The organism is Methylocystis sp. (assembly GCF_050246715.1).
Classification (GTDB): Bacteria; Pseudomonadota; Alphaproteobacteria; order Rhizobiales; family Beijerinckiaceae; genus Methylocystis.
Genome location: NZ_JBFWVN010000019.1, coordinates 1 through 16,207, shown reverse-complemented (window position 1 = coordinate 16,207; position 16,207 = coordinate 1). Strand labels below are relative to the sequence as shown.

General features: G+C 60.5%; 18 protein-coding genes, 2 tRNA genes and 1 pseudogene. 6 read left to right on the top strand and 15 right to left on the bottom strand.

Going from position 1 to position 16,207, the window contains the following annotated elements:
- Positions 1-47: 47 nt before the first annotated feature.
- The 4 genes from AB7I51_RS08365 to AB7I51_RS08350 form a co-directional block, all read right to left on the bottom strand.
- Positions 48-314 (bottom strand): hypothetical protein, encoded by a 267-nt coding sequence (locus tag AB7I51_RS08365; RefSeq protein WP_428405037.1) that lies wholly within the window; start codon positions 312-314, stop codon positions 48-50.
- A gap of 249 nt (positions 315-563) precedes the next feature.
- Entirely contained in the window at positions 564-818 is a 255-nt protein-coding gene (locus AB7I51_RS08360; RefSeq protein ID WP_428405036.1) for a hypothetical protein, read from the bottom strand.
- A gap of 545 nt (positions 819-1,363) precedes the next feature.
- Positions 1,364-2,101: a YfdX family protein gene (locus AB7I51_RS08355; RefSeq protein ID WP_428406177.1), complete on the bottom strand. Its 738-nt coding sequence runs from the start codon at positions 2,099-2,101 to the stop codon at positions 1,364-1,366.
- A 189-nt stretch (positions 2,102-2,290) separates the two neighbouring features.
- Positions 2,291-3,571 carry an APC family permease gene (locus AB7I51_RS08350; RefSeq protein ID WP_428406176.1) on the bottom strand — a complete coding sequence of 427 codons (1,281 nt, stop codon included), beginning with the start codon at positions 3,569-3,571 and terminating at the stop codon, positions 2,291-2,293.
- A gap of 720 nt (positions 3,572-4,291) precedes the next feature.
- On the opposite strand from AB7I51_RS08350, the gene AB7I51_RS08345 reads away from it, so the two are divergent.
- Positions 4,292-4,519 (top strand): NepR family anti-sigma factor, encoded by a 228-nt coding sequence (locus AB7I51_RS08345; protein ID WP_428405033.1) that lies wholly within the window; start codon positions 4,292-4,294, stop codon positions 4,517-4,519.
- A gap of 771 nt (positions 4,520-5,290) precedes the next feature.
- On the opposite strand, the gene AB7I51_RS08340 is transcribed toward AB7I51_RS08345, so the two are convergent.
- Positions 5,291-5,366, bottom strand: a tRNA-Phe gene (locus AB7I51_RS08340).
- 257 nt (positions 5,367-5,623) lie between these two features.
- On the opposite strand from AB7I51_RS08340, the gene AB7I51_RS08335 reads away from it, so the two are divergent.
- Positions 5,624-5,977 carry a RidA family protein gene (locus AB7I51_RS08335; protein ID WP_428405032.1) on the top strand — a complete coding sequence of 118 codons (354 nt, stop codon included), beginning with the start codon at positions 5,624-5,626 and terminating at the stop codon, positions 5,975-5,977.
- A gap of 67 nt (positions 5,978-6,044) precedes the next feature.
- Here AB7I51_RS08335 and AB7I51_RS08330 read toward each other — a convergent pair whose 3' ends face one another.
- The 3 genes from AB7I51_RS08330 to AB7I51_RS08320 form a co-directional block, all read right to left on the bottom strand.
- Complete coding sequence (locus AB7I51_RS08330; RefSeq protein WP_428405031.1) at positions 6,045-6,824, bottom strand: HesA/MoeB/ThiF family protein; 780 nt, start codon at positions 6,822-6,824, stop codon at positions 6,045-6,047.
- Positions 6,825-6,919: 95 nt separating this feature from the next.
- Positions 6,920-8,020, bottom strand: coding sequence for a glycosyltransferase family 4 protein (locus AB7I51_RS08325; protein ID WP_428405030.1), 1,101 nt, complete (start codon positions 8,018-8,020; stop codon positions 6,920-6,922).
- On the bottom strand, positions 8,020-8,913 hold the full coding sequence (locus AB7I51_RS08320) for a UDP-2,3-diacylglucosamine diphosphatase (protein ID WP_428405029.1): 894 nt from the start codon (positions 8,911-8,913) through the stop codon (positions 8,020-8,022). The genes AB7I51_RS08325 and AB7I51_RS08320 overlap by 1 nt, the downstream gene beginning before the upstream one ends.
- A 188-nt stretch (positions 8,914-9,101) precedes the next feature.
- On the opposite strand from AB7I51_RS08320, the gene AB7I51_RS08315 reads away from it, so the two are divergent.
- Entirely contained in the window at positions 9,102-9,719 is a 618-nt protein-coding gene (locus AB7I51_RS08315; RefSeq protein WP_428405028.1) for a helix-turn-helix domain-containing protein, read from the top strand.
- A gap of 72 nt (positions 9,720-9,791) precedes the next feature.
- Here AB7I51_RS08315 and bfr read toward each other — a convergent pair whose 3' ends face one another.
- The 3 genes from bfr to AB7I51_RS08300 all read right to left on the bottom strand — a co-directional run bounded on the left by bfr (position 9,792) and on the right by AB7I51_RS08300 (position 11,185).
- Positions 9,792-10,271 carry a bacterioferritin gene (gene bfr / locus AB7I51_RS08310; RefSeq protein WP_428405027.1) on the bottom strand — a complete coding sequence of 160 codons (480 nt, stop codon included), beginning with the start codon at positions 10,269-10,271 and terminating at the stop codon, positions 9,792-9,794.
- Positions 10,272-10,297: 26 nt separating this feature from the next.
- Positions 10,298-10,534, bottom strand: a complete 237-nt coding sequence (locus AB7I51_RS08305; RefSeq protein WP_409980284.1) for a (2Fe-2S)-binding protein — start codon at positions 10,532-10,534, stop codon at positions 10,298-10,300.
- Between the two features lie 294 nt (positions 10,535-10,828).
- Positions 10,829-11,185, bottom strand: coding sequence for a hypothetical protein (locus AB7I51_RS08300; RefSeq protein ID WP_428405026.1), 357 nt, complete (start codon positions 11,183-11,185; stop codon positions 10,829-10,831).
- A gap of 96 nt (positions 11,186-11,281) precedes the next feature.
- Between AB7I51_RS08300 and glpK the strand changes: the two genes are divergently transcribed.
- Positions 11,282-12,778 (top strand): glycerol kinase GlpK, encoded by a 1,497-nt coding sequence (gene glpK / locus AB7I51_RS08295; RefSeq protein WP_428405025.1) that lies wholly within the window; start codon positions 11,282-11,284, stop codon positions 12,776-12,778.
- Between the two features lie 6 nt (positions 12,779-12,784).
- On the opposite strand, the gene AB7I51_RS08290 is transcribed toward glpK, so the two are convergent.
- Positions 12,785-13,051, bottom strand: coding sequence for an Imm74 family immunity protein (locus tag AB7I51_RS08290; protein WP_428405024.1), 267 nt, complete (start codon positions 13,049-13,051; stop codon positions 12,785-12,787).
- A gap of 26 nt (positions 13,052-13,077) precedes the next feature.
- A complete protein-coding gene (locus AB7I51_RS08285) occupies positions 13,078-14,139 on the bottom strand; it encodes an A/G-specific adenine glycosylase (protein ID WP_428405023.1) in 1,062 nt (353 codons plus the stop codon).
- A gap of 63 nt (positions 14,140-14,202) precedes the next feature.
- Here AB7I51_RS08285 and AB7I51_RS08280 point away from each other — a divergent pair, with 63 nt between their 5' ends.
- A complete protein-coding gene (locus tag AB7I51_RS08280; protein ID WP_428405022.1) occupies positions 14,203-14,766 on the top strand; it encodes a DUF721 domain-containing protein in 564 nt (187 codons plus the stop codon).
- 84 nt (positions 14,767-14,850) lie between these two features.
- Positions 14,851-14,927 (top strand) — tRNA-His (locus AB7I51_RS08275).
- A 116-nt stretch (positions 14,928-15,043) separates the two neighbouring features.
- On the opposite strand, the gene AB7I51_RS08270 is transcribed toward AB7I51_RS08275, so the two are convergent.
- A complete protein-coding gene (locus AB7I51_RS08270; RefSeq protein WP_428405021.1) occupies positions 15,044-15,781 on the bottom strand; it encodes a hypothetical protein in 738 nt (245 codons plus the stop codon).
- A 196-nt stretch (positions 15,782-15,977) separates the two neighbouring features.
- Positions 15,978-16,085, bottom strand: a pseudogene (locus tag AB7I51_RS08265) (IS5/IS1182 family transposase); the annotation flags it as partial.
- Between the last annotated feature and the right edge of the window lie 122 nt (positions 16,086-16,207).

Sequence of the window (16,207 nt, the reverse complement as noted above, 5' to 3'; positions counted from 1 at the left end):
CGAGTTGTGCTGCATCGCAAACTCTCCGGATGCGCCGCATCACACTTTTAAAGGGGATAATCGCGCGCGGGATCGATCCCGGCATCCGTCAGAAATTTGCGCAGGGCGGCAATCTCGTCTTTTGGAAGACTATGATGGACGTCATGGAAGCCATGGGTATAGCCGTTCAGCGTCACCAATAAATGGTTGTGCCGAGTGTGGGTTATCTCAGCTCCAAGCTCTTCCAACATTGACTTGACGATCTTTGGATCAATGTTGCTGCTCATTGGATGCGCGAATAAGGCATGCAGGGTTGTCCGATGCTTGTGGTTCATTGATTGCGCTCCCTGCTCATCTCAAAGGCCTATCTCGAAAGACGACAATATCCCCTCGCAGCGAGGCAGGCGATCTCTTCGCTCTACCGCTGGATCGCCCAACAAGACAACGTCGGATTGGCGTTATCGAAGACTGACGGCGCCGCTTCCGCCCGAGCACGACGGGTCGCCTGTGGCCGACAATTCGCCGGGTCGGTCATCCACAACGATGAAAGCGATCGAGGAAAGTAAACAGGGAAGCCAGCCAGTTTAACGAGCGCAAACGCTTATTTCGACGATGGCGTCCGGTCCCATCAAGTCGCCATCGTTCGTGTGACGCTCTGCGAACCAGTGGCCCACACCGCGCTTGGCTTCGCCTAGAAAGTCGAGACCGCGCAGTTCGGCCAGATGCCCGAGATCGCATATGAGGTCCGCGATCACATGTTCTTCTATGGTTCCGCAGCTTTGTTGATAGATGCGAACCGCCTCGCTCGCGGCTGCAATATGTTTGGCTTTATCGATCATGGCTTACGTGAAAGCGGGCGCCGATTTCGTATGACGGAGCGGGATGCCCCCATGATTCCGGCTCTCGCCACAATCCTATCAATGTTGCTGGCATGCCCGCAGGCACATTACCTTTTGCTCGCTGCACGGCTCGCCGCCCGTGACATATGGCTTGCCGATTTGATTTCCTTGACTATAGCAGCGCCGATAGGCCTTCCGGCATTGGGCTTTGCAAGCGGCGAGATTGGAAGAGCCGCCTCCCTTCGCCAAGATGTAGCTTGGCAAATTGACGGTCGATCCCCCTTTGAGCAGCATCGTCACCCGCGTCTCCATTCCGCGAGCGTTGTCGACAGGATCGCTTCGCGCAATGGAGGATCCAGCAAAGGATGGCGCGCAGAGGCACAGAACAGCGAGACAAGACAAAGCAAGATGATTTTTCACTTGATCTCCTCCCTTATGGTTTTTCCTACCTTTATTGGTTGTCCGGAACCTCCGCCTCTCACCCAGCTCGGCCGCGGCCCTGGAACTGAGCAGCAAGTGTCGCCGCCGCCGCTTAGAAACAGCCGCTACTTCTTTGCCGGCTTCGCCGGCGCCTTATGTTTGGCGACGGGTTCCGCGAGGTTGACCGTTTCGACGGTCAGCCCATCCTCTGCCGCCTTCAGGGCTAGGTTGGCCTCGTAATATTTGTGCTCCGCAAGGAGTTTGATTGCCTGATCGACGCGCTTTATCGTCGCCTTGATCGGCATCAAGGTGCGGGTGTAATTGAGGTCCACCTCGGCAAGGCGCAGCTCGTTCATCGCCTCCTTGTGTTCACCCTTCTTGAAGTGCTCGTTCGCCTTGGCGATGTGCAACTTCTTTTCGTTGGTCGGAACATAATCGTCGGCGACCGCCAAAGTCGCATCAATCGGAATTAAATCGACCTTCGCGGTCTCAGTTTCATTCTCCACATTCTTTCCGTTGACGGTCTCATTGACCTTGACCGCGAAGGACGGCGCTTCCTTTTCGGCTGCCTCAAGGGAAACCTTCGCAGCGTTCATTAGTTCCGAAACCGATTCCGTTTTCCCGTTGAACAGGGCGATTCTTGCTGCGCGCACCGAGCGCATGGCGGAGAACCCGTCCTGAGACAATTTCATCAGCGTCTTTTCTGCTTCGTTTTTTGGATTGGAGGCTGAAACCACCGAGTCTTTGGTCTTCCCGCTCTGTGCGGCGTTGTCTTGCTGCGCGAGCGCGAATGGCGAGAATGAGCAGAAAATAGTGAAAACGGCCGTGAACAGCGCTTTTTTCGTCTGATTGCTCAACGTCATCTCGATCTCTCTACGGCTGTTGATTTCAAGAAGGCGCGCTGAATGACGGTGACTCGTCCCAACGCCGCCTGCTAAAGTCTGGCATCGCAGTTTTGCCGCCGCTTTTCTCGACTGTTACAACCGGGATGCCCGGCAATGGCGTCGCGCTCGTCTACGCCTATCCTGACAACGATTTGGGCCAGCGCGGCCTCAATTCATTTTGTCGCGTCGCACTCCTCGACGCCAAACCAGCGCCATCTCAATCAATATCGCCGTTCCATAAAACGCGGCGATCCAGCCGATGCTTCCCCGATCAGTCCGCCATAAATTCCAGAGAAGGATCGCGCAGCTTCCCGCTGTAAGCAGCGTTCCCGTTAATGACAGCAGCGGGTGCAGTCCGATTCGTTTGGAAAGGCGGAAAGCAGCGAGGTTCACCGCAGCGAATATCAAGAGGAAAGTCACGCTGGCCAAGGTGGAGATGGCGGCGAGATTGGCGGTCACGGCAAACGCCAGCGACACTATGGTTAAAACAAGCAGCGCCACATAGGGCACCGGGCGATTTCGGGCGCGAAGGGCGAAGACGCGAGGCAGCGCATGCTCCTGGGCCATAACCATGGCAAGCCGCGCCGCGCCGAATAAGGTGGCGTTGATCGCAGAGGCAGTAGACAAAAGGGCGGCGACGGCGATCATCACAAAGCCCGCGTGACCCAGCTTCGGCTTTGCCGCAACGGCAAGGACATACTCTTGATCATGCTGAATCTCAGCGGGCGTCAGATTGCCGAGGGCGACGATCGCCACCAAGATGTAGATCGCCGTCGTGACCAGAATGGCGCAAAGGATTGCGGGCCGGAGATTGCGCTCAGGGTCCCGCATTTCAGAGATGGCGTTGGGAATCAGTTCGAATCCCTCGAATGCGACAAAGATCAACGCCACCGCAGCCAGGGGCGTGAACCACCCATGATCAAATAACGGAATGAAGTGGCTTGCCTCCATTCCAGTTCCGGCGACGACCACAAAAAGACCGAGAATAGCCACTTTGCCAGCCACGACTGCAAGCTCGACGCCTCCCGAGAATTTCGCGCCGATTAGGTTCACCGCCAAGAAGGCCGCCATCACCAGACTCGCCAATGCGTCTGCCGAAGGCGCCACAAGACCCGCCTCTCGCAAAAGCGCGAAGCCGTAGTCTCCGAAGGCCGACGCATACAGCGCAAGCGTTCCGATATAACCAACGATCAAAAGCCAACCCGCCACCCCTGCGATCGCAGGCGCCGCGAAGGCCCGTTCGATATAGGTGAAACTGCCGCCATCGCCGCGGAAGGCGAGGCCGAGATGAGCATATGAGAATCCTGTCAATAATGCGATTGCGCCGCCGCCAGCGAGGGTCAGCGCGACTGCGTGGCCGGCGACAGCGATAGCTAGGCCGAGAACGGCAAATATGCCGCCGCCGATCATTCCGCCAACGCCGAGCGCAGTCACTTCGGCAAAGTTCAATTTACGGGCGTCAGCCCTCGCTTCAACTTCACTCATTGCGCATTCGCGGGCGCCGCAAGCGGCGCGCAGCGGCCTCTTCGGTTTCAGTCTTCGGCAACTTAACGTTCGCCCGCTGCGCTTCAACGGCATCCATGTGTGATCCGGATCGGGTTGATGTCTTTCCCAACTGTTACATCCGCCACAAAGCCCCCTTGCACAACGAAGCCGCGTCCATTGCCGCAATCGGCTCTCGCAATTCGTCGTTTGTCATCCTGCTCACATTCCTGTCAGAAGAACGGAACTGGGGAGCGCCATAAACTGAGTCGTCGTATTCTTGCGCTTTCGGCGAGGCTGGATGTCGCTGCCTTGCTTATGCCTCGCTTCGCTTTGGCCGAGGATCATTTGGCGGAGGCCATCAGCCATGCCGAGGCGGCGATCGACCACGGCACGTAAAAGCACGCTGAAGTTGCGACGAAGCGCGCCGAAGAGGCTGAGACGAATCTGGAAGCGGCGACAAAGTAACTGAAATCATGACCCCCCACCGTTGCTTCCGCGGCGGGGGCGCAACTCCGCTGGCGGCGGGTATCCGCGCCCTGACATATGCGCGCATCCTTATGTGGCCAATTTACCATAAATTTTAAAAATCAACGCTCGCTCACCCGCCACGATCGCTTCTCCATATTGTGGCCGCAACCCAAGCAGACCGTGAGACCGCCAATTAATGTCGCTTGAGGGTGTCAGATGCATCGACCTCGCTTACTCCCGCAAAAGGACCCAATCGGCGAAGAACTCCGCGCCATGTACGATTCCGTCCTTAGCGAGCCGCTTCCAGATCGGTTTCTTGATCTTTTGGAGAGGCTGGAAACGGAAAGGGTCTTGGTTTTCCGCGTTACGGACCGCCAAAAAAATTTCGACGCCTCAATAAATTTTCCAACGGAACAGGATTCCGAGTCGTCCGTCGCAGCCTGAAAGCGAGCTAAGAGGAGAACTATTTTAGCGATTCAGGCAGAGGCCTCTCAGGCGAAGAAATAGACCAACACAAATCGCCGCCGCGTAATCCTGCATGCGCCGGCTTGGCGAGTCTACCCGCGCGACTTGTGTTTTGCCCGCGTTGACGCTCACTGCGCCACCAATCAATGCAGCGCATTGGCCAACGCCGGAAAGAAACATACGCAGCGCCACGATCATCCTTACGGAGAGACGCCGACAGCCAAATCGTTATCGAAGTTGGCGGCTGAGCGCGATCTAGCTCTCGAGCGTCGACAGATCGAAACTCATCGGGCCTCTGACGGCTTTTGAAGGCGTTTTGGCGTTGCATGCGATCACGCCTCCTACCCTCCAGCCGTTCGCGGCCAAAAGAGGATCGCCAGCACAATCGCCCAAACGATACCCCAGCCGATCCAGGTGATGTTGGGGTGGGCCGCTTGCCATTCGAGAATACGCTTATGGATCGCCACCGGGATTGCCTCTCAACACGTCGAAGATTCGCCAACTCTCTCTTCGTCATGCATCTGCGGCAAGCGTGGCGATGTTGCCGCCGTATTGAGAACTGCGCTGGCGACGCCTCGATGGCAAATCGAGCCGCCCGCAGCGCCGGCGACGTCTTCCTCAAAACTCTATGAAAGGCGCAAGCGACGGGCTTTTTGCGGCGTCTCGCAAGATTTTCCGAAATTCTTGGAAAACCAAGCGCGCCCCTTACCAAGGCCAGATTATGCAATACATTGATTCATTTTGAATTTCTGGTGCCCAGGGGCGGAATCGAACCACCGACACTGCGATTTTCAGTCGCATGCTCTACCAACTGAGCTACCTGGGCTCGCGCGGGCGCGATGTGTCGGGGCTTATAGAAAGCGCGCCGCGACTTGTCCAGACCCGCGCGCCGCTCGAGGGAAGAGACCGGCGATTCTGCTCCATGGTCCCCACGGCCGAAGCCGAACGGTCGCCCCACCTTTGGGCGCGATCGCTCAAGCGGCGCGCGATCGGCGTCGAGAGTTCGCCGCGCGCTCGATGCAAAAGCCCGGTTCCATTTTTTCGCGGCGCGCTCTATGCCAGCGCGGCAGTGAGGGAGGCGAGATGAGCAACATTAAACGGATCGGCGCGGGACCGCGCATGAGCCAGGCGGTCGTGCGCGGCAACGCGGTTTATACGGCCGGCCAGGTGGCCGACAAGACCAAGGGCGGTTCGGTCGCCGACCAGACTCGCGAAATTCTCGCGCAGATCGACGCGCTGCTCGCCGAAGCCGGCAGCGCCAAGGCGAATATTCTCTCGGCGACGATCTATCTTGCCGATATTTCGTCCTTCGCGGAGATGAATAGCGTCTGGGACGAATGGGTCGACAAGGCCAATCCGCCTGCGCGCGCCACCGTCGAAGCGAAGCTCGTCGCGCCGGCCTATAAGGTCGAAATCGCGGTCATCGCGGCGCTATAGCGCATTTTGCGCCGAAGTGGGACGCCGGTTCTGCGCTGAAAATGCGCTACTAGGATACGGCGCGCATTTATAGATGCGCGCCAGCGCCGCTCAGAGGGTTGTGCGGGTCAAAGGCGTAACGCACGGTCTCGAAGCGCATGTCGCGGGCGTCAATCAGCAACAGGCGGCCGACCAGCCCCTCGCCGAAACCGACGATCTCGCGCACGACTTCGAGCGCCATCATCGCGCCGACGACGCCGGCAAGCGCGCCGAGAACGCCGGCCTCTTCGCAGGTCGGGATTTCGTCCGCTTGCGGCGGCGTCGGAAACAGGCAGCGATAGGTTGGATTCGGTCCATCGGGGCCGCGTTCGAAGGGCCGCAGCGTCGTCAGCGACGCGTCGAAGCCGCCGAGCGCGCCAGTGACAAGCGGCTTTCTTTCAAGAAAGCAGGCGTCGGAAACGAGATAGCGCGTCGCGAAATTGTCCGACCCGTCGGCCACAATATCGTAGCGCGCGATAATCGCTCTCGCGTTCGTCTCATCGAGTCGCAGGGCATGCGGCTCGACGACGACATGCGGATTGATGCGGGCGACAGCATCCTGCGCGCTTTCGACCTTCAGGCGGCCGACGTCCTGCGTCGCGTGGATCACTTGACGCTGGAGATTGGACAGCGAAACGGCGTCGTCGTCGACGATTCCGAGCGCGCCGACGCCGGCCGCTGCAAGATATTGCAGGAGCGGCGCGCCGAGGCCGCCCGCGCCAATGACGAGAACCCGCGCCTCTTTGATCCTGCTTTGACCCGGACCGCCGATGTCGCGCAGCACGAGATGCCTTGCGTAGCGTTCGATCTCTTCAGGCGAAAGGCTCAACAAGGCGCTCCGGCGCGCGGCAGAATTGCAGCGCCGGCGACCATAGCCGCTTCACCCGCCCGCCTCCAGTTTGACGACAGCAGACGCGGAGAGCTTCAGGGCTGGACGGGCTGGCGCTTTTTCTCGGAGCGTCGCTCGCCCGACGAATCATGGTTTGTCGCGCGCAGCGCCGCCAGACCGACGCCGCCGAGCGCGGCCGCGCCGCGGGCGTAATGGATATTGTCGAGGAACAGCCGGGCGCAATTCTCCCAAGTATAGGTCAGCGCATGGGCGCGCGCCGCCTCCCGGCTGATGTCGAGCGCGGCAAGCGCCGCCGTCCGCAAATCCTCGTCGAGCGCGCCGGCGCCGCTTGCGCCGATAACGTCGAGCGGACCCATGACCGGATAGGCCGCGACCGGCAGGCCGCAGGCCATGGCTTCGAGCATCACCATGCCGAATGTGTCGGTGCGGCTCGGAAAGACGAACACGTCAGATGAGGCATAGAGCGCCGCAAGTTCGGCGCTTGTTTTCACGCCAAGAAATTGCGCCTGCGGAAATCGCGCTTCGAGCCCGGCGCGCGCCGGGCCGTCGCCGGCGACGAGCTTCGTGCCCGGTAGATCGAGCGACAGGAAGGCCTCGATGTTTTTCTCGACGGCCAGCCGCCCCGCATAAAGGAAAATCGGCCGCTCAAAGGGGAGCGGCGTCTCCGCGTCGGGCGTGAACAGCGCATGGTCCACCCCGCGCGACCAGCGCAAAATCCGCCGGAATCCGCGCTCCGACAATTCGCGCGAGAGACTGGGCGTCGACACCATGACGCCGGCGCCGGCGTTGTGGAAACGGCGCAACGCCGCATAGGAGAGTCCCACGGGCAATCCGAAGCGCGCCTGAATATATTCGGGAAAGCGCGTATGAAAGCTCGTCGTGAAGCAGCGGCGCGCCTTCAGCAGCACGGCGCGGGTCACCAGCCCGATCGGGCCTTCCGTCGCGATATGGACGTGATCATAGCCGTCCTCGAGCCGCCGTCGAACCGCGCGCGGCGAGGCAAGCGCCAGCCCGATTTCGGGATAGGTCGGCATCGGCAGCGAATTGAAGTCGCGCGGCGTCAGAAAGTCGATTTCGGCGCCCAGCGCGCGGGCTGATTGCGCCATGGTTTCAAGCGATCGGACGACGCCATTCACCTGCGGACGCCAAGCGTCCGTCGCCACCAATATTCTCATCAGGCCGCCACTGCTCTCTCGTTCTGCAAGGCCTTGGCGCTTAATGCGGCCTCCGCCGCCTCGCGTTCAGCCGCGGTGTTATGCCAGCGCAAAATCTCGAATGCGCCATCCTGATGTTCGGCGATCGCGGTACAGCTTTCGACGAAGTCTCCGGTATTGACATAGAGCTTGCCACCGATGGTCTTGATCGTCGCGTGATGGATATGGCCGCAGATGACGCCGTCGACATTGCGCCGCGCGGCCTCGGACGCCAAAGCGTTCTCGAAATCGCCGATGAAATTGACGGCGTTCTTGACCTTCAGCTTCGCCCAGGCGGAAAGCGACCAATAGCCGACGCCGAACATGCGGCGCGCACGGTTGAACCAAGTGTTGACGACAATCGCAAAATCATAGGCCCAGTCGCCGAAGAAGGCGAGCCAGCGGGCGTTGCGCACGACAATGTCGAACTGATCGCCGTGAATGACCAGCATGGTCTTGCCGTCGGCGGTCTCATGCAGCGCGTCTTCGACGACTTCGACGCCGCCGAAATTGAGTCCGGTATAGTCACGCGCGAATTCGTCGTGATTGCCCGGCACATAGATGACGCGTGCGCCTTTCCGCGCCTTGCGGAGCAGCTTCTGGACAACGTCATTATGGGCCTGCGGCCAGTACCAGCCGTTCTTCAGACGCCAACCGTCAACGATGTCGCCGACGAGATAGAATGTGTCGGCGTCATTATATTTGAGGAAATCGACCAGCAGTTCGGCCTGCGCGCCTCTCGCGCCGAGATGCAGATCGGACAAAAACAATGTCCGATAGCGCTTGACCGCATGTTCGCCTGCTGGATCCGACAAATGCGCCCTGTCTGAGCGCGCCGCTTGGGAGACATTCACCCTGGCGTTTCTGTCGAGCATGAGCCTGTTCGCCTCTCGCTTCGCCGCATGGGCTGATTGACCAGATTCGGATCACAGCGAGATGACACGGAAGCTTTGGCGATAATTCCGCAGCGGGGCTGACTTCGCCGCGTTCGATATTTCGAACAAAAACGGATATCTTGCCGGTTCGATTCTGAACAGACGGGCGCGGCTAACGCGCAGGAAGTATGGGCGTCGAAGGCCAGGATAAGCAGAAAATGCTGGAGGCGGGCGCACTGGCGCTTTCGGGTCAGCTTGGCGCGACCGTGCAGCGCCTGCGCAAGGCCTATAATTTGTCGCTGTCCGAACTCTCCCAGCAGTCGGGCGTCGCCAAATCGATCATCAGCCAGATCGAGCGCAACGAAACGAATCCAACGCTCGCCACGATCTGGCGCCTGGCCCAGGCGCTGGATGTCTCGATCGAGCGGGTGCTGCAAACGAATGAAGAGGAACCCTTCCTCGAGAAGACGAGCAAGGCGGACACGCCCATCTTGGTCTCCGACGACGGCAAATGCCGCCTGGCGATCATCGGCTGGATTAAAACCGTCGAATGGCTGCAGTGCTATGAATTCGCCGCCGACCCCGGCGGCGCGCTCGAATCGGACGCGCATCAGCGCGGATCGGTTGAGAGCCTGTCGGTCCGCGAGGGCGAACTGGAGGTCGAAGTGGCGGGCGCGAAGTCGAGCGTGAAAGCGGGCGAGACCCTGCGCTATCGTTGCGACAAGCCCCATGTCATCCGCAATCTCGGCAAAACGCCGGCGCTGGCGACGATGGTCTGCATTCTGAAGGCCGCGGTGATGGAATGAGCTTCGCCGCCGCAGGGCGTCAACGCGCGCCTGCGGCGGTCGATGAAAACGCGTCGAGCGCCGCCTGACGCGTCAGGAATGCAGCTCGCCGACGTGCTTTTGCGAATAGAGCTGCACGCCGAGCTGCTTGATCAACTCAAGTTGCGTTTCGAGGAAATCGATGTGCCGCTCCTCGCTCTTGACCACGCCCTCGAAAAGCTGCTCGGAAACGCGATCGTTGATCGAGAGACTATAGGCCGCGGCTTCGAGATAGAGGTTGCGGGCGTCGAGCTCGGTGGCGAGATCCGCCTTGATGATTTCCTCGACCGACTGGCCGATGCGCAATGGATCGAGCACCTGCATATTGGGAAAGCCTTCAAGGAAAAGAATGCGCTCGGCGAAATGATCCGCGTGATGCATTTCCTCGATCGACTCTTCGCGCCATTTCTTGGCGAGTTCGAGAAAGCCCCAATTGTGGAAGATGCGGTAGTGCAGCCAGTACTGATTAACCGCCGTCAATTCTGCGCGCAACCCGCGATTAAGATACTCGATGACCTTCGCGTCACCGCGCATGTCCGCGTCCTTTCCATGAATTCGACCTAGGCCGCCAGTTCGTCGGCGCGACAGCCCTCACAATCGCCGTGCCCGGAGCATTCATCCAGTCCTCGCGCGGCGTGCTGGTCGACGATGGCGACGATACTGCGCACGCAGCGCCCGCATTTCGCCTCGCAACCCATGTGCCGGAACACTGCGGCGACCGAAGGCCGGTCGCTCCGTGGTCCGAGCGTATCGCGCACATCGCGGTCCGAAAGGACGTTGCACGAACAGACGATCATTGCTTAGCCTAGTTTGGAAAGGTTGCAAACTACTTTCGGAAAGGCGGCAAACTTTCTTCTTTGGAAAGATTGCAAACTACCTTTCCTATCAGTAAGTTACAACATCTCCCCCGATTTGCCAACTCCCGCGTGTCGGCTTTCCGACAGAAAGCGCGCCGCCGCGGTCTGATTGGCAAGGACCGTGCCGGTTTACCTAATTTAGGTTCGGATGGACCGGTCCGGCGGCAGGAAGCGCAAAAAAATGAGCCGCGATTGAATTTCGCGGCTCGAAGCTTTCATTCTCGTCCTGCCGCCTTACCAATAGCCGCGCCGCGAGCCTCCACCCCAACCATAGCCCGGGCCCCCGCCGCCATAGCCGGAACCCCAGCCGTAGCCTCGGCCCCAGCCGCCATAACCGGAGCCGCCCCAACCGCCATAGCCGTAGCCGTAGCCGGGTCCCCAGCCGTAGTTCGGCTGCCGCCAGCAACGATAGGGCCCACAAACCCAGCGCGCTTTTTGGAGACCCTGCTCCCCCTGCGCCGCAGGTGCTCGGTCGACGCCCGGCAGCGCGTAAGCCTCCGGCGCGAAGACGCCGACGGCGACAACGAAGATAAGCGCGACGACGGCCGGCTTGACGGGCGCCGAAAGGATTTTGACGGCTGCCGATCTCATGGAGCATCCTCCTTGGGAGAAATGTTGGAACGATTTTCAGGCTAAAACGCCTGCGCTGAACCGGTGCTGAAACTTGCGTTCATCAGAAGGTTATGAATGTCGAAACTCTTGGGCGCGCTGGATCAGGGCACGACGAGCACCCGATTCGTCCTCATCGACGCTGGCGGCGACGTCATCGCCCAGTCGCAGCGCGAGCACCGCCAGATCTATCCCCGCCCCGGCTGGGTCGAGCATGACGCGGGGGAAATCTGGCGAAATGCGCAGACCGTAATCGAGGCGGCTCTCGCCGAGGCCAAAGTCTCGGCGCGCGATCTCTCGGCCGTCGGCGTGACCAATCAACGCGAGACGACGGTTCTGTGGGACGCCGCGACCGGCGCGCCGCTTCACAACGCCATCGTCTGGATGGATACGCGCACGCAGGCGGGAGTCGACCAACTCGCGGCGCAAGACTTAGGCGACCTCGTCCGCACAAAAACCGGCCTGCCGCTCGCGACCTATTTTTCGGCTCTTAAGCTCCGTTGGCTCTTAGATGAAATTCCCCGCGCCCGCGCCCGCGCAGCCCGAGGCGAGGCGCTTTTCGGCACGATCGATTCCTGGATTGTCTGGAATTTGACGGGCGGCCTCGCCGGCGGCCGACATATCATCGACGCGACCAACGCATCGCGCACGCAGCTGATGAATCTCGAAACGCTGAGCTGGGACGAAGAGCTTCTGCAAATCTTCGACATTCCGGCGGACTGCCTGCCGAAAATTTGCTCCTCAAGCGAAGTCTATGGAGACTGTGTCGGCGCGCTGGCCGGCGTTCCGCTCGCGGGCGCGCTCGGCGACCAGCACGCCGCTCTCCTCGGACAGGCTTGCGTCAAGACCGGCGACGCCAAGAATACTTATGGCACCGGATGCTTTCTCTTGATGAATGTCGGCGACACGCCGCGCGTCTCGACCAAAGGTCTGCTGACGACGCTGGCCTACAAGCTCGGCGACGCCAAACCCTGCTATGCGCTCGAAGGCTCGATCGCGATCGCCGGCGCGCTGGTGCAATGGCTGCGCGACAATCTCGGGATCATTGGGGAGAGCAGCGAGATCGAGGCGCTCGCGAGAAGCGTGCCGGACAATGGCGACGTCTATTTCGTGCCGGCTTTCTCGGGGCTTTTCGCGCCGCGCTGGCGGGGCGACGCGCGCGGGCTCATCGCGGGGCTGACGCGATTCTCCAACAGGGGCCACATCGCGCGGGCGGCGCTCGAGGCGGCGGCCTTTCAGACCCGCGAAGTGCTGGCGGCGATGGTAGCGGATTCCGGCCTTGAGATCGGCGCGCTCAAAGTCGACGGCGGCATGGCGGCGAACGACCTGTTAATGCAGTTTCAGGCGGACGTCATCGACGCGCCCGTCGTTCGGCCGCACCAACTGGAATTGACGGCGATCGGCGCCGCCTATGCGGCAGGGCTCGCCGTCGGGGTTTACGAAAGCTTGGACGACATCGCGGCGCATGCGCGCGAGTCTCGTCGCTTTACGCCCGATATGCCGAAGGAAGAGCGCGCGCGGCTCATCGCATCCTGGGAAAAAGCGGTTGAGCGGTCGCTGGGCTGGGCGATTTGACCGGCGCTAATCGAAATCGACGCTTAAACCGTGTTTTTCGAGCTGTTGTTCGACCGCGTCGAGGATTTTGTGCAGTTCCTCGATGTCGATGGGGATTTCGTCGTCGGGCGGGTCCCAATGATCGAGATCGTCAAGACGCACGACGAAATCGGCGTCTTCCCCCGATTCGGCGTCTGGCGGCGCGGCGGGAATGGTGAGCGTTTTGCCGGCGCAGCGCACGCGAATCGCGCCCTCCGTCACCTCAACCTGATAGCCGCCTGAGCGTCGCGCCATGGCTTCCCCTTCAGCCTTGCGAAATTTTACGCATCGACAAGCCCGGCGCGAGCGGCGGCCTTGCGCATGAGCGTCGGCAATCCCTCTTTATCGAGATTGGCGCGCGCCGCCCAGCGGCAATCTGAAGGCGCAAATTTGGCGCGCGTATGCGCGACGAACACTGTCGCCTCCAAAGCAAAATGCGTGAAAACATGGGTCACCGGCTGTTCGAGCGCCCGCCAGCGCGCCGCGCAAGGCGCAAAACCAGCGAAAGCCGCGGCCGGGACATCCTGCGTCAATGGCGTCGACGGAAAAGCGTTCATGCCGCCAAAAAGTCCCTTGGGCGGCAGCCGGCGCAGCAAGGCTTCGTCGCCGCGCCGCAGGATAAAGATCGCGCCCCGGCGTCTGGGTTTTTGCGGCTTGGGCGGGCGCGCCGGATAGTCGAGCGGCGCGCCAAGACGCCGCGCCGCGCAGATGAACGACAGCGGACAGGCGGGGCAGTCGGGGTTTTTCGGCATGCAAACCAGCGCGCCGAGCTCCATCAGCGCCTGGACCGAATCGCCCGCGCGCGAAGGCGTCGCCAGGGCAGCAGCCTTCTCTCGAATCAGCGGCGCGACCTTGCGCGGCGGCTTGTCGATCGCATGGAGACGGGCGACGACGCGCTCGACATTGCCGTCGACGGCGACGCAGGGCTGATCGAAAGCAATCGCGGCGATCGCCGCCGCCGTATAGGGACCGACGCCCGGAAGCCTACGCAGCGCCGCTTCCTCGCGCGGAAATCCGCCGGAAGCCCCCGCGACCTCGCGCGCGCAAGCGTGCAGATTGCGGGCGCGGGCGTAATAGCCGAGCCCAGCCCATTGCGCGAGAACGTCGTCGAGCGGCGCGCCCGCCAATTGTTCGACCGTCGGCCAGCGCGACAGGAACGCGACGTAGCGGTCTTTGACCGTGGCGACGGTCGTCTGCTGCAGCATGATTTCCGAGAGCCAGACTCGGTAAGGATCCGGCGCTTCGCCACGCCGCGCGCGCCAGGGCAGATCGCGCCGCTCGGCGTCATACCAGGCGAGGAGCGCTTCCGCCGGTTTGGTCGATCTCGCGCGAGGCTTTATCATGAGAGCGATTGATAGGGGGCGAAGCCTCGCCCTCGCAAGGAGGCGGCTTAGCCGCTAGAACTAATGAGCGCTCCCTCGCGCGCCAAAGGCTTCGCGCGCCCGCTCGCCGATTACGTGCTGCGCGAACTCGACCCGCTCGTCGCCGCTCGCGGCTTTAGCGAGGCCTCGCTGCTCTTATGCTGGCGTGAGATCGTCGGCGCGCGAATCGCGCGAATCTGCGCGCCGGACGCTCTGAAATGGCCGGTGCGGGCGAAGGCGAAGCCGATCGACGCGTCGACACCCAAACGCCGTGACAAGACGCCGCCCGAGCCGGCGACGCTGGTGTTGCGGGTCGACCCCGGCTTCGGACTTGAGGCGCAGCATTTCGCCCCGATCATCATCGACCGGGTGAACGCCCATCTCGGCTGGCGCTGCGTCGCGCGGATCGCGCTGCGGCAGGAGGCGCTGGCGCCGGCGCCCGCATCGCAGCGGCCGGTCTCAACCCGCCCGCCCGCGGCCGACGCCGCCGCCCGCGCCCGCGCCATGAAGGCGACCGAAGGCGTCGCCGAAGCGGGCCTGCGCGCCGCGCTCGTCAGGCTAGGCGAACGCGCGCTTGCCGGCTCAAACCACGCGCCCCGCGACGCTTGACCGCGCGCTTTGCGAGGCCCTTGGAAAGGCCTTTGCAAAGGCTTGCAATCGCGAACGCATGCTTTTAGGTAAACTCCGCTTCATGCCGCCATAGCTCAGTTGGTTAGAGCACCAGATTGTGGATCTGGGGGTCCCCCGTTCGAGCCGGGGTGGCGGTACCAGCAAAATCAAATAATTAGCGAAATCTGCGCGGTCAACGCAGCGGCTTTAGCTACCAATTAGCAACCAGCTCAAAATTTGACGTTGCGGGATATCTCAATCCCCACAACAGATCGAATCAAGTTCCGATGTGAGAAGCGAAACTCTTCCACTTTTCGTTTTCAATAAGTGTTGATCGGTAGATTTGGATACTTTCTTGGCGAGCGAGCTTACGAATGGTGTCCTTTACGGGCTCAATGAATGGCTTTGGCATCCAAGGGCTGAGAGTGATGCGTTTTATGCCTTCCAGGGCGATTTCATATTGCTTTAATTCGTCTCGCGCGCGCTTGTCCGTGAACACTACCCTGAATTCATGCTCATCTTTGAACGGATATCTCTTCAGGAACGGAAGATGATCAACTGATGCGCCTGACATAAGCGAATCCAAATCGTTCAATTTTTTGTAGTTCACGAAGTCTGCCGTAACGCGCCCATCACCGCTGAAAGCGTCGGTCAAAGCTTCTTTGTCAAACTCGATGCAGACTCCGTCGCAGCCATGCGAAAATACCCGCCAGTGATGGTATGTCTCAGGCGACTTGGCAAAACAAAGCGCTAATACGGTATTTACTTTCTTTCGTCTTTTGTATTCCGCCAAAAAGAACGCATCGTTCTTATCATCCCAATTTGATGGGTCGAGAAGGGTTATTTTACGGCACGAGAGCAAATGAATCGTTGCGGCGAGGTTAGTGTACCTACGCAGTGACTCCGCAGACATCTCAACCCTCACAAGCTTTTTTGGAAGAAAACACACACTATCAGCCACACGGCGTATGTAACTATTGTCATATGCCCCTCCCCAGAACAGCGAAAATTCCATACGGCGATTTCTAGGCGGGACAGGTTTCCGAAATTTCATATTTCGTTTTGAGAGGGTGATTGCGAGGGTCAGCGAGCGAAATTTTGGCCCGGCCCCATCCCCAGCCACCAGCTACAGCAACATTCTTGACCACTGCTCATCGCGGTAACCGCGGTTTGGCAAGAGATAGAGAAATGGCTTATTGGGCTAGAGGGTGTTATGCACCTTGCATGATGTTTGCGGCGCGTTTGAGCATGAGGCAGACGAAGGCGACTACGTGGAATCCTGCCAAGGTCTCGGCATAACGCTCATAGTCTTTTACTAGCCCATCTTATTCGTGACGGCGCCGTTCGAAGGCTGGCGAGCATAGCATAGGTGGCTGAAACGGCGTAGGATTCGGTTGCTGACACCAACCCGTTCCGCTTCGACCTCACAGCCACGCCCGCC

What these genes read in the sequence shown, in the direction of transcription:
- AB7I51_RS08365 (WP_428405037.1), bottom strand. Translation starts at nt 314, where the DNA reads ATGAACCACAAGCATCGGACAACCCTGCATGCCTTATTCGCGCATCCA.
- AB7I51_RS08360 (WP_428405036.1), bottom strand. Translation starts at nt 818, where the DNA reads ATGATCGATAAAGCCAAACATATTGCAGCCGCGAGCGAGGCGGTTCGC.
- AB7I51_RS08355 (WP_428406177.1), bottom strand. Translation starts at nt 2,101, where the DNA reads ATGACGTTGAGCAATCAGACGAAAAAAGCGCTGTTCACGGCCGTTTTC.
- AB7I51_RS08345 (WP_428405033.1), top strand. Translation starts at nt 4,292, where the DNA reads ATGCATCGACCTCGCTTACTCCCGCAAAAGGACCCAATCGGCGAAGAA.
- AB7I51_RS08335 (WP_428405032.1), top strand. Translation starts at nt 5,624, where the DNA reads ATGAGCAACATTAAACGGATCGGCGCGGGACCGCGCATGAGCCAGGCG.
- AB7I51_RS08325 (WP_428405030.1), bottom strand. Translation starts at nt 8,020, where the DNA reads ATGAGAATATTGGTGGCGACGGACGCTTGGCGTCCGCAGGTGAATGGC.
- AB7I51_RS08320 (WP_428405029.1), bottom strand. Translation starts at nt 8,913, where the DNA reads ATGCTCGACAGAAACGCCAGGGTGAATGTCTCCCAAGCGGCGCGCTCA.
- AB7I51_RS08315 (WP_428405028.1), top strand. Translation starts at nt 9,102, where the DNA reads ATGGGCGTCGAAGGCCAGGATAAGCAGAAAATGCTGGAGGCGGGCGCA.
- bfr (WP_428405027.1), bottom strand. Translation starts at nt 10,271, where the DNA reads ATGCGCGGTGACGCGAAGGTCATCGAGTATCTTAATCGCGGGTTGCGC.
- AB7I51_RS08305 (WP_409980284.1), bottom strand. Translation starts at nt 10,534, where the DNA reads ATGATCGTCTGTTCGTGCAACGTCCTTTCGGACCGCGATGTGCGCGAT.
- AB7I51_RS08300 (WP_428405026.1), bottom strand. Translation starts at nt 11,185, where the DNA reads ATGAGATCGGCAGCCGTCAAAATCCTTTCGGCGCCCGTCAAGCCGGCC.
- glpK (WP_428405025.1), top strand. Translation starts at nt 11,282, where the DNA reads ATGTCGAAACTCTTGGGCGCGCTGGATCAGGGCACGACGAGCACCCGA.
- AB7I51_RS08290 (WP_428405024.1), bottom strand. Translation starts at nt 13,051, where the DNA reads ATGGCGCGACGCTCAGGCGGCTATCAGGTTGAGGTGACGGAGGGCGCG.
- AB7I51_RS08285 (WP_428405023.1), bottom strand. Translation starts at nt 14,139, where the DNA reads ATGATAAAGCCTCGCGCGAGATCGACCAAACCGGCGGAAGCGCTCCTC.
- AB7I51_RS08280 (WP_428405022.1), top strand. Translation starts at nt 14,203, where the DNA reads ATGAGCGCTCCCTCGCGCGCCAAAGGCTTCGCGCGCCCGCTCGCCGAT.
- AB7I51_RS08270 (WP_428405021.1), bottom strand. Translation starts at nt 15,781, where the DNA reads ATGGAATTTTCGCTGTTCTGGGGAGGGGCATATGACAATAGTTACATA.